10 protein-coding genes are annotated in these 11214 nt (G+C 66.7%); 8 read left to right on the top strand and 2 right to left on the bottom strand.

Going from position 1 to position 11214, the window contains the following annotated elements:
- Nucleotides 1-383: 383 nt before the first annotated feature.
- Nucleotides 384-1028 carry a bifunctional 4-hydroxy-2-oxoglutarate aldolase/2-dehydro-3-deoxy-phosphogluconate aldolase gene (locus tag ACZ5TV_RS06310; protein ID WP_379781194.1) on the bottom strand — a complete coding sequence of 215 codons (645 nt, stop codon included), beginning with the start codon at nt 1026-1028 and terminating at the stop codon, nt 384-386.
- A 194-nt stretch (nt 1029-1222) separates the two neighbouring features.
- On the opposite strand from ACZ5TV_RS06310, the gene ACZ5TV_RS06305 reads away from it, so the two are divergent.
- From ACZ5TV_RS06305 to rpsJ, 6 genes are all read left to right on the top strand, one after another.
- Nucleotides 1223-3412 carry an elongation factor EF-2 gene (locus ACZ5TV_RS06305; RefSeq protein WP_379781196.1) on the top strand — a complete coding sequence of 730 codons (2190 nt, stop codon included), beginning with the start codon at nt 1223-1225 and terminating at the stop codon, nt 3410-3412.
- Nucleotides 3413-3605: 193 nt separating this feature from the next.
- Complete coding sequence (locus ACZ5TV_RS06300; RefSeq protein WP_379781198.1) at nt 3606-3776, top strand: hypothetical protein; 171 nt, start codon at nt 3606-3608, stop codon at nt 3774-3776.
- A complete protein-coding gene (locus ACZ5TV_RS06295) occupies nt 3773-4372 on the top strand; it encodes an amino acid-binding protein (RefSeq protein WP_464384251.1) in 600 nt (199 codons plus the stop codon). Before ACZ5TV_RS06300 ends, ACZ5TV_RS06295 begins: the two co-directional genes overlap by 4 nt.
- Entirely contained in the window at nt 4369-5361 is a 993-nt protein-coding gene (locus tag ACZ5TV_RS06290; protein ID WP_379779332.1) for a homoserine dehydrogenase, read from the top strand. Before ACZ5TV_RS06295 ends, ACZ5TV_RS06290 begins: the two co-directional genes overlap by 4 nt.
- 244 nt (nt 5362-5605) lie before the next feature.
- Nucleotides 5606-6871, top strand: coding sequence for a translation elongation factor EF-1 subunit alpha (tuf, locus tag ACZ5TV_RS06285; protein WP_379779334.1), 1266 nt, complete (start codon nt 5606-5608; stop codon nt 6869-6871).
- A gap of 3 nt (nt 6872-6874) precedes the next feature.
- The gene (rpsJ, locus tag ACZ5TV_RS06280) at nt 6875-7183 is read left to right on the top strand and encodes a 30S ribosomal protein S10 (RefSeq protein WP_004048854.1); all 309 of its coding nucleotides are present in this window, start codon (nt 6875-6877) and stop codon (nt 7181-7183) included.
- Between the two features lie 102 nt (nt 7184-7285).
- Here the strand turns inward: rpsJ and ACZ5TV_RS06275 are convergent, their stop codons facing one another.
- A complete protein-coding gene (locus ACZ5TV_RS06275; protein WP_379779360.1) occupies nt 7286-7846 on the bottom strand; it encodes a rhomboid family intramembrane serine protease in 561 nt (186 codons plus the stop codon).
- Between the two features lie 233 nt (nt 7847-8079).
- On the opposite strand from ACZ5TV_RS06275, the gene argS reads away from it, so the two are divergent.
- A complete protein-coding gene (argS, locus tag ACZ5TV_RS06270; protein WP_464384250.1) occupies nt 8080-9861 on the top strand; it encodes an arginine--tRNA ligase in 1782 nt (593 codons plus the stop codon).
- A gap of 98 nt (nt 9862-9959) precedes the next feature.
- Nucleotides 9960-11210 (top strand): peptide chain release factor aRF-1, encoded by a 1251-nt coding sequence (gene prf1, locus ACZ5TV_RS06265; protein ID WP_379779338.1) that lies wholly within the window; start codon nt 9960-9962, stop codon nt 11208-11210.
- The last annotated feature ends 4 nt before the right edge of the window (nt 11211-11214 follow it).

Raw genomic sequence — 11214 nt, 5'->3', positions numbered from 1 at the left:
TCACCGCCAAAGTCCCACCGCTCGTTTATAAATCGTGTTCGACGGATCGACGGCGACCGCTCCAAAGCCCCAGTCGCCGGCGGCTCTGCCGCTGGCTGTCCGAGGGACCGTCGGTCCCTCGCTACTTGCGTCTCGCGTCTTCGCCCTCGCGGCAGCGAGGCGCTCCGCGCCTCTGGCAGCCGAACGTCGTCCGGTGACTGCCCCTTCGCGTCTCGCCCCGTCCCCCACAGTAACCGCACCTCACACCTCCCCAGCCTCGCCGGAACGGCGTTTATAAACGCCGTTCCGGGCTCCCTCGCGGGCTCCTCGCGGTCGCCGTCGGCGACCGCTCGCAGGCGCGCCACCGCTTCTGCCGCTCTCTTAGCTTATAAATGGGTCGCGTTTCAGTCCTCGTCGCGCGCGTCCTCGACGACCTGTACGAACTCGCGGGCGGTCTCCGTGATCTCGTCGTAGTGGCCGCGCGCGGCCGCGTCGTAGTCGACGAGCGCTCCGCCGGCACCGACGGCGAACGCGCCGGCGTCGATGTAGTCGGCCGCGTTATCGGGGCTCACACCGCCCGTGGGCATCATCGGGATCTGGCCGAGCGGGCCCTTCATCGCGCCGAGGTGGTCCGGACCGACCGTCTTCGCGGGGAACACCTTCACGAAGTCCGCGCCGGCCTCGTAGCCGCGGATCGCTTCGGTCGGGGTCATCACGCCGGGAGCGGTGACGGCTCCGTACCGGTTGCACGTCTCGATGACGTCCTCGTGGAGGCTCGGGGAGACGACGAACTCCGCGCCGGCTAGAAGCGTCGTGCGGGCGGTCTCGCTGTCGAGGACGGTGCCGGTGCCGACGACGACCTCGTCACCGAACGACCCCGCGACCTCGTTGAGCTTCTCGGCGACGTTTGGGGTGTCCGCGGTGATCTCGACGGCGGTCACCCCGCCCTCGCGGAGCGCGTCCGTGATCTCGATGAGCTGGTCCGCTTCGACGCCGCGCAGCACCGCGACGACGCCGGTGTCGGCGAGCCGCGAGAGCGTGTCGTTCATACGGATCGGTTCACGAGGCGCGACTTAAATACGGGTGGACGCGGGCGGGCCCGGTCGGGGACAGAATCGACGCGCTCTCGGAGGGGATCGGCCCCGTTCGAGACGAAATCGACGCGGATCCGGGGTCGATCCTGCCGATCCGTCCGGGACGAAACACTACCCTTTTGACCCTGCTGTCGGTAACAACCGGTATAATGGGCCGACGCAAGAAGATCGTTCAGGAATGTGAGCGGCTGATGGACAACCCGGAGCACATCCGGAACATCGCCATCGCCGCCCACGTCGACCACGGAAAGACGACGCTCTCCGACAACCTGCTGGCGGGTGCCGGCATGATCTCCGAGGACACCGCGGGCGAGCAGCTCGCGATGGACACGAAGGAGGACGAACAGGAGCGCGGCATCACCATCGACGCGGCAAACGTTTCGATGACCCACGAGTACGAGGACACCAACCACCTCATCAACCTCATCGACACGCCGGGCCACGTCGACTTCGGCGGGGACGTCACCCGCGCGATGCGTGCCGTCGACGGCGCGCTGGTGGTCGTCGACGCCGTCGAGGGCGCGATGCCGCAGACGGAGACGGTGCTCCGGCAGGCGCTCCGTGAGGGCGTGAAGCCGACGCTGTTCATCAACAAAGTCGACCGCCTCATCAGCGAGCTCCAAGAGGGGCCTCAGGAGATGCAGGAGCGGCTGATGGCGGTCATCGCCGACGTCAACGAGCTCATCCGCGGGATGGCCGAGAACATGGACGACATCCCGACGGACTGGACCGTTTCCGTCGAGGACGGTACGGTCGGGTTCGGCTCTGCGCTGTACAAGTGGGGCGTCTCCATGCCGTCGATGCAGCGGACCGGCATGGACTTCGGCGACATCATCGACCTCGAACAGGCCGACAAGCGTCAGGAGCTCCACGAGCGCACCCCGCTGTCGGACGTCGTGCTCGACATGGTGTGTGAGCACTTCCCGAACCCCGTCGACGCCCAGCCCCGGCGTGTCCCCCGCATCTGGCGCGGTGACCCCGAGTCAGACCTAGCTGACACGATGCGGCTCGTCGACGAGGACGGCGAGGTCGTCTTCATGGTGACGGACATCTCGATGGACCCGCACGCGGGCGAGATCGCGACGGGTCGCGTCTTCTCCGGTACGCTGGAGAAGGGACAGGAGCTGTACGTCTCCGGAACGGCCGGCAAGAACCGCATCCAGAGCGTCGGGCTCTTCATGGGGAGCGAACGCGAGGAAGTGGACCGCGTCCCCGCCGGCAACATCGCGTCCGTCACCGGCCTCCGCGACGCCATCGCCGGTTCGACCGTCTCCTCGATCGAGATGACGCCGTTCGAGTCGATCGAACACATCTCCGAGCCGGTCATCACGAAGTCCGTCGAGGCCCAGAACATGGACGACCTGCCGAAGCTCATCGAGACGCTCCAGCAGGTCGCCAAGGAGGACCCGACGATCCAGATCGAGATCAACGAGGACACGGGCGAGCACCTCATCAGCGGGCAGGGCGAGCTCCACCTCGAAGTGATCACCCAGCGTATCCGCGACAACCAGGGCATCCCGGTCATTACCGGGGAGCCGATCGTCGTCTATCGCGAGCAGCCCCAGGAGGCGTCCCGCGAAGTCGAGGGGCAGTCGCCGAACCGCCACAACAAGTTCTACCTCACGGTCGAACCGATGGCTCAGGAGATCGTCGACGCCATCCAGCTCGGCGAAGTCTCCATGGACATGCCCGAACTGGAACGCCGCGAGGCGCTTCAGGACGCCGGCATGGACAAGGACACCTCCCAGAACGTCGAGGACATCCACCGGACCAACATCCTCATCGACGACACGAAGGGGATTCAGCACCTCAACGAGACGATGGAGCTCGTCTTGGAGGGGCTTCAGGAGGCGCTCGACGACGGGCCGCTCGCCGCCGAGCCGGTGCAGGGCTCGCTGTTCCGCCTGCACGACGCGAAGCTCCACGAGGACACGATCCACCGCGGTCCGGCACAGGTGATCCCCGCCGTTCGCGACGCGGTCCACCGCGCGCTGATCGACGGCGAGGTCCGCCTGCTCGAACCGATCCAGGACGTCCGTATCGACGTGCCCTCGGAACACATGGGTGCCGCCTCCGGCGAGATCCAGGGTCGTCGCGGCCGCGTCGACGACATGTACCAGGAAGGTGACCTCATGGTCGTCGAGGGTATCGCGCCCGTCGAGGAGATGATCGGCTTCTCCTCCGACATCCGCTCGGCCACCGAGGGTCGTGCGTCGTGGAACACGGAGAACGCCGGGTTCCGCGTGCTCGTCGACAACCTCCAGCGCGAGAAGATCATGGAGATCCGCGAGCGCAAGGGGATGAAGCTGGAGCTCCCCTCCTCGATCGACTACATCTAACCCAAACGCGGCACGCGCCGCGTCGGCAGCCGCCGTTCCGTTCGCTCGTCGCTCCCTTCGGTTCTTCTGTCTTCGTCCTCTGGTGTCTCGTTATGCCGATCCCTCACACACGACATACGCTGACACGACCGTGAGGGAGGCAACGCATGCCATCGCCGAAGGCTTATACCGGCTCCCCCGACTTCTATCGGATATGCAGACGGGCACGACTCCCGCTCGGCGCATCGCGACGGAGCCAGCAAGCGGCCGCTCCGCGCCGATCACAGGAGCGTGTCGGGGGACTACGCCGATGACGTCCTGGAACCGTCCGCCAGCTGCGATCGACGAGGCCGCCCGGACGGGCTCCCGGAAGGTGATCGCGTGAGCGACCGTGTAGACGGCGCCCCAGAGAAGGAAGGGAACGTCCCCGAGGACGGCGCTTCCCCGGACGGGGGCCACGCGTCCACGACCCCGTCGACACACACGGTTCGGCTCGAACTCGTCGACGAACCGGGGCAGCTACTCGCGGCGCTCCACCCGATCGCCGATAACGGCGGGAACCTGCTGTCGATCTACCACGAACGGGGCAACAAGACCCCCCGCGGGCGGATCCCCGTCGAGGTCGACTTCGAGGCGACCGCCGAGCGGTTCGAGACGATAGTCGAGGCGCTCAGGGAGGCGGGCGTGAACGTGATGCAGGCGGGCACGGAACGCTACGCAGAGGAGGTGACGGTGCTGTTGTTCGGACATCTCATCGACACCGACCTCTCGGACACCCTTTCGCGGATCGAGGCGTGTGAGTCGGCGTCGGTCGCCGACGTGTCGCTGGCGGCGCCACAAGGCACCGAGGAGGCCTCGAGCGCGCGGCTCCGGCTGGAGGCGCGGGCGGGTGAGACGGCGGCGGCGCTCGCCGCCGTCAGGGAGCTGGCGGACGAGAAGTCGCTCCGTGTGGTCGAGCCGCTCACGGGGGTGGACGCGTGAAACTCGCCGTGATCGGCGCGGGCGCGGTCGGGCGCTCCGTCGTCGAGCTCGCAGCGGAGTACGGCCACGAGGTCGTCGCCGTCGCCGATTCGTCGTCCGCGATCGTCAGCGACGGGTCGTCCGGAGCCAGTGGACAGGTCGGGCTCGACACCGAAGCGGTCGTGACCCGCAAGGCTGAGGCGGGAGTCGTCGGGGACGCGAAGCCCGCCGACGCGCTCGCAGCCGACTACGACGTGCTTGTCGAGGCGACGCCGACGACGCTCGGCGACGCGGAGCCCGGTTTCTCGCACGTCGCGGCCGCGCTAGAGCGCGATCGACACGCGGTACTGGCGAACAAAGGCCCCGTCGCGGAGCGGTTCGGAGACCTCCGAACGCTCGCCGCCGACAGCGACGGCGACATCCGCTTCGAGGCGACGGTCGGCGGCGCGATCCCGGCGGTTTCGACGGTCGAAGACATCGAACCTGGCCATGTCACGGCTGTTCGGGGCGTGTTGAACGGGACGGCGAATTTCATCCTCACCCGCATGGCTGCGGAAGGACTCGACTACGACCACGTGCTCTCGGAGGCGCAGGACCTCGGCGTCGCCGAGGCGGATCCTTCTTTCGACGTCGACGGGACGGACGCCGCGCTCAAATGCGTCATCCTCGCGAACGTCCTCTCGTTCGGTGCGGCGGACGACCCGGCCGACGCCCGCGAGTTCACGCTTGCTGACGCCGACGTGGAGGGGATCCGCGACGTTCCCGGCTCCGCGCTTCGGCTCGCCGCCGAGGACGGACGGACCGTTCGGCTGATCGGCGAGGCGACGGGCGAGACCGTCCGAGTCGCCCCGCGGCTCGTCCCCGAGAACGGGACCCTCGCCGTCTCCGGCACGCAGAACATCGTCCAGATCGAGACCTCCCACGCCGGCCGGCTCAATATCTCCGGCCGCGGGGCTGGCGGCCCGGAGACCGCAAGCGCGGTGCTCGGGGACGTTGGACGGCTCGAGTAGCCGTCATCGTCGGAGGGTCGAACCACCCGGCGCCGATAGGGCCGTTTGCGGTGAGGCCCGTTTGGAGCGAAGCCCGTTGGAGGTGGGGGCCGAACTCCCACTACTGTTCATCTCCACGCTACCATGCGTAACGATCTCACGAACCATGAGACGGCGTTTCCATCGGCTGTGTGCCGTATCGAAACCGTTTTAGTGGGATCAACCGAAAACGTACTCACACAACGCCTTAGCGCGTGATTACCCCATGAGTGACAAACCGCACCAGAATCTGGCCATTATCGGCCACGTCGACCACGGCAAGAGCACGCTCGTGGGCCGACTCCTCTTCGAGACGGGGAGCGTTCCCGAGCACGTAATCGAGCAGCACCGAGAGGAAGCAGAAGAGAAGGGCAAGGGCGGCTTCGAGTTCGCCTACGTGATGGACAACCTCGCCGAGGAGCGAGAGCGTGGTGTCACGATCGACATCGCCCACCAGGAGTTCGACACCGACAACTACTACTTCACCATCGTCGACTGCCCGGGCCACCGTGACTTCGTGAAGAACATGATCACGGGTGCCTCGCAGGCAGACAACGCGGTGCTCGTCGTCGCGGCCGACGACGGCGTCGCCCCCCAGACCCGAGAGCACGTGTTCCTGGCCCGCACGCTGGGTATCAACGAGCTCATCATCGGCGTCAACAAGATGGACCTGGTCGACTACCAGGAGTCCTCGTACAAGGAGGTCGTCGAGGAGGTCAAGAACCTGCTCAACCAGGTCCGCTTCGCGACCGACGACACGACGTTCGTGCCGATCTCGGCGTTCGAGGGCGACAACATCTCCGAGGAGTCCGAGAACACGCCCTGGTACGACGGCCCCACGCTGCTGGAGTCGCTCAACGACCTGCCGGAGTCCGAGCCGCCGACGGACGCGCCGCTCCGACTCCCCATCCAGGACGTCTACACCATCTCCGGTATCGGGACCGTCCCCGTCGGACGTGTCGAGACCGGGATGCTCAAGACCGGCGACAACGTCTCCTTCCAGCCGTCCGATGTCGGCGGCGAGGTGAAGACGGTCGAGATGCACCACGAGGAGGTTCCCGAGGCCGGCCCCGGCGACAACGTCGGGTTCAACGTCCGCGGCATCGGCAAGGACGACATCCGTCGCGGTGACGTCTGTGGTCCCGCCGACGACCCGCCGAGCGTCGCCGAGACGTTCAAGGCACAGGTCGTCGTCATGCAGCACCCCAGCGTGATCACTGCCGGCTACACCCCGGTCTTCCACGCCCACACGGCGCAGGTCGCCTGTACGATCGAGGAGATCAACCAGAAGATCGACCCCTCGTCGGGTGAGGTCGCCGAGGAGAACCCGGACTTCATCAAGTCCGGCGACGCCGCGGTCGTCACCGTGCGCCCGCAGAAACCGCTCAGCATCGAGCCGTCCGGCGAAATCCCCGAACTCGGCAGCTTCGCCATCCGCGACATGGGTCAGACCATCGCGGCCGGCAAGGTGCTCGAAGTCAACGAGCGATAATCGATGCAGCAGGCACGCGTCCGCCTCGCCGGCACGAGCCCCGAGGACCTCGACGACATCTGCGACGACGTCCGCGAGATCGCGGACTCGACGGGGGTCGCCCTGTCGGGCCCGATCCCGCTGCCGACGAAGACGCTCGAGATCCCGTCGCGGAAGTCCCCGGACGGTGAGGGGACGGCGACGTGGGAGCACTGGGAGATGCGCGTCCACAAGCGGCTGATCGACATCGACGCCGACGAACGCGCGCTCCGCCAGCTCATGCGCGTCCAAGTGCCGAACGACGTCAGCATCGAGATCGTCCTCGAAGACTAAGCGCTAGGGCGCTTCCGTTCCTTCGTTTTCTTTATCCCCGATAGCCACGCGTGGCGGCAAGTGCCTCCGAAGGTAGCGGTAGCGCTGGCGACGACCCCGTCGTCACCGCCGGTCGAGTAGTCTCACCCGCCCAGTGACGAGCCCACAGAACGCGCCCGCCGCGTGAGCGATCAGCGCGACGCCGGGTGCGGCGGTGACGAGCGTCAACACGACCGCGATCCCCGCAAATAGGGCGAACTGCGCCCGTGGGGTGAGTCGGAGGCGGTCGAACAACGTCGTCGTCACCGCGTTCCCGGCGAGCAGGTAGCCGCCAAGCGCGAACACCGCCCCGCTGATCCCCAGGACGGCAGGTGACGCGCCGACGAGCCCGCCTAGAGTCACCTGTGCGATCCCGGCGAGGCCGCCGCTCGCGACGACGAAGGCATGAAACCGGAGCCGCGTCGTCCGGCGCTCGACGAGGGGGCCGACGAGGAGGAGGGCGACGGCGTTCGCAAGCAGGTGACTGGCGGAGGCGTGCGCGTAGACGCTCGTGACGACGGTCCACGGCGCGATCGACACAGGCGCCGACAGCGCGAACACCCACGCGAGCCCGACGACGCTCAGGGCAGCCTGCACGACGCCGATGATGGAGACGATCCCGAGCGTTTCCAGCGTGGCACGCATCGTGATGAGGTTGGGCGTCCAGCCACTTAACTCGGCTGTCGCGGTGGATCCGTGGGTGGCGGCCGTCCCGATCGTCCTCGAATCGTTCGTCATTGACCCTCTCCGCGCCCTGCTACGCTGCTTTCTAGCATCTGAGAGGGCACGTCCGCTTCACGGCCACGTGATCGACAGCAGTCGTCTCCCGCTGCGGGCGCTTCGGAAGGGCCTTTTAGCCGGACCGACGAACGGACGGTATGTTCAGGCAGTTCCGGTCGGAGGTGTCGTCGGCGCTCGCCGACGCGCTCGCGAGTCTCGACCTCCCGACCGACGACCTCGGTATCGAACGCCCGCCCGACGACATGGACGCGACGCTCGCCTCCAGCGTCGCGTTTCGGCTCGCCGGCGTCGTCGGCGACGCCCCGCCGAACGTCGCGAGCGACGTCGCGGACGCGGTCGAGGTGGAGGGGTACGACTACCTCGTCGCCGTCGACACAGCTGGCCCGTACGTCAACTTCCACGCCGGCGAGCGGTACCTCGCCGACACCTTGACCGCCGCGGCGGCCGACGAGGCGTACGGAAGCCTCCCCGACCGCGACACTTCCGTCGTCGTCGAGCACACGAGCGCGAATCCGACCGGGCCGGTCCACGTCGGGCGAGCACGCAACCCGATCGTCGGCGACGCGGTCGCGAACCTCCTCTCGTACGCCGGCTACGACGTCGACCGCCACTACTACGTCAACGATGCGGGCCGGCAGATGGCGGTGTTCACGTGGGCGTACGAACGGTTCGACGAGTCGGACCTCGAAGCGGACCCCGCCCGGGACCGTATCGAATACGACTTGGTGCGCTACTACCGGAAGGGGAACGAGTTCCTCGAAAGTGCCGACTCGGACGAGGTCGAGGCTGCCGAGGCGGAGATATCGTCGATCCTCCAAGGACTCGAAGCGGGCGACGAGGCGACCTACGAACGCGTTGGTGAGGTCGTCGATGCGGTACTCGGCGGGATGAAGGAGTGTCTCGCCCGTCTGCCTGCGGAGTTCGACGAGTTCGTCAAGGAGACGCGGTTCATGCGCGACGGGTCCACCGACGACGTGGCAGAGCGGCTCAAGGAGACGCCACAGGCCGTCTACGAGGAGGACGCCTGGCAGCTCGAGCTCGACGACTGGGGGATCGACAAGAACCTCGTCTTCTTGCGCTCGGACGACACCAGCCTCTACACTACCCGGGATCTGGCGCATCACGAGTGGAAATTCGCGAACTACGACCGCGCGGTGACGGTGCTCGGCGAGGACCACAAGCTCCAGGCCGACCAGCTCGACGCCGCTTTGGAGCTGCTGGGCAACGACACTGACTCGCTCGGCCACGTCATCTACTCGTACGTCAACCTCCCTGACGGAAAGATGTCCACCCGGCGAGGGACCGGCGTGATGCTCGATGACCTGCTCGACGAGGCGATCGCTCGCGCCCGCGAGGCGGTCGAGAGCCGGATGGACGACCGGATCCGCGACGATGACCTCGACGAGGCCGATATCGAACGCATCGCTCACCAGGTCGGGATCGGGGCCGTCCGGTACGATATCGTCTCGAAACAGCCGGCAAAGGCGATCACGTTCGAGTGGGAGGAGGCGTTGGATTTCGAGGCGCAGTCGGCGCCGTACGTCCAGTACGTCCACGCCCGCTGCTGCGGGATCCTCGATGAAGCGACGACAGCCGATGTCACGGTGCCGGAACCGGGTGCGACCGTCGATGTCGACCCGAGCGTGCTGGAGACGGCCGAGGCGCGCGACCTGCTCAGGGAGGTCGCCCGGTTCCCGGCCGTTATCGAGGCGGCCGCCGAGGACTTGGAACCGCACACGGTCGCCACGTTCACGCGCGAGTTCGCCGAGGCGTACAACGCCTTCTACCGCGAGTGTCCCGTGTTGACCGCCGAGAGCGACGCGCTCCGCGATGCTCGACTCGCCGTTGTCGCCGCGGCCCGCTACACGATGGCGAACGCGCTCGACGTCCTCGGCGTCGAGGCCCCCGAATCGATGTGAACCACCGGTAACCGAGCCATAGCGGGAGTGTACGGGGCGTGTTCGCTTCGCTCCGCGGGTCAAAGGTTACTTACACGCACGCGGCCGTAGTCGAGACAATGAGTAGCGACGCCCAACAGGCGAGCGAGGACCGGCGGAAGTACGAGTTCCGCAAGGTCATCGAGGAGCTCAAAGACTACGAGGGCTCCGGCACCCAGCTCGTCACCATCTACATCCCGGAGGACAAACAGGTGTCCGACGTGGTGGCACACGTCACCCAAGAGCACAGCGAGGCGGCCAACATCAAATCCAAACAGACCCGGACGAACGTCCAGGACGCGCTGACGAGCATCAAAGACCGGCTCCGCTACTACGACACGTACCCGCCGGAGAACGGAATGGTGCTTTTCTCGGGAGCGGTCAACTCCGGCGGTGGCCGAACCGAGATGGTGACGCGGACGCTCGAATCGCCGCCGCAGCCGATCGAATCGTTCCGCTACCACTGTGACTCGAACTTCCTCACGGACCCGCTCGAACACATGCTGGCGGACTCCGGACTGTTCGGGCTCATCGTTTTGGATCGCCGCGAGGCGAACGTCGGGTGGCTGAAGGGGAAACGCGTCGAGGCCGTCAAGTCAGCTTCCTCGCTCGTTCCCGGCAAGCAGCGGAAGGGTGGCCAGTCCGCACAGCGGTTCGCCCGGCTCCGGCTGGAGGCCATCGACAACTTCTATCAGGAGGTCGCGGAGATGGCGAACGACCTGTTCGTGGCGAAACGCCACGAGCTCGACGGGATCTTGGTCGGCGGCCCGTCGCCGACGAAAGACGAGTTCCTCGACGGCGACTACCTCCACCACGAGCTGCAGGACAAGGTGCTCGGGAAGTTCGACGTCGCGTACACCGACGAGTCCGGATTGAAAGACCTCGTCGACAACGCGAGCGAGGCGCTCGCCGATCAGGAGATCGTCGAGGACAAACGCCACATGGAGGAGTTCTTCGAGAACCTCCACACCGGTGAGGAGGCGACCTACGGGTTCGAACAGACCCGCCGGAACCTGATCATGGGATCTGTCGACCGGCTGCTCATCTCCGAAGACCTGCGATCCGACGTGGTCGTGTACGAGTGCCCGGACGGCACCGAGGAGTACGAGGTGATCGACTCGCGCCACTCGACGCCCGACCACGAGTGCGAGGAGTGTGGCCAGGAAGCCGAAGTAGTCGAGCGCGAGGACGTCATCGAACACCTGATGGCGATCGCCGAACAGCGCGGCACGGATACGAAATTCATCTCCACGGACTTCGAAAAGGGTGAACAGCTGCTCGACGCGTTCGGCGGTGTCGCCGGGATCTTACGCTACTCGACGGGCGTCTAACGAC

The sequence above is a fragment of the Halorubrum tibetense genome (assembly GCF_055396225.1).
The sequence above is the reverse complement of the archived record's forward strand: the minus strand, read 5'-3'. Positions and strand labels throughout refer to the sequence as shown.

Excerpts from the sequence above, each read along its gene's own strand:
- ACZ5TV_RS06275 (WP_379779360.1), bottom strand. The coding sequence starts at position 7,846 with ATGCGTGCCACGCTGGAAACGCTCGGGATCGTCTCCATCATCGGCGTC.
- argS (WP_464384250.1), top strand. The coding sequence starts at position 8,080 with ATGTTCAGGCAGTTCCGGTCGGAGGTGTCGTCGGCGCTCGCCGACGCG.
- ACZ5TV_RS06310 (WP_379781194.1), bottom strand. The coding sequence starts at position 1,028 with ATGAACGACACGCTCTCGCGGCTCGCCGACACCGGCGTCGTCGCGGTG.
- tuf (WP_379779334.1), top strand. The coding sequence starts at position 5,606 with ATGAGTGACAAACCGCACCAGAATCTGGCCATTATCGGCCACGTCGAC.
- ACZ5TV_RS06305 (WP_379781196.1), top strand. The coding sequence starts at position 1,223 with ATGGGCCGACGCAAGAAGATCGTTCAGGAATGTGAGCGGCTGATGGAC.
- prf1 (WP_379779338.1), top strand. The coding sequence starts at position 9,960 with ATGAGTAGCGACGCCCAACAGGCGAGCGAGGACCGGCGGAAGTACGAG.
- ACZ5TV_RS06300 (WP_379781198.1), top strand. The coding sequence starts at position 3,606 with ATGCAGACGGGCACGACTCCCGCTCGGCGCATCGCGACGGAGCCAGCA.
- rpsJ (WP_004048854.1), top strand. The coding sequence starts at position 6,875 with ATGCAGCAGGCACGCGTCCGCCTCGCCGGCACGAGCCCCGAGGACCTC.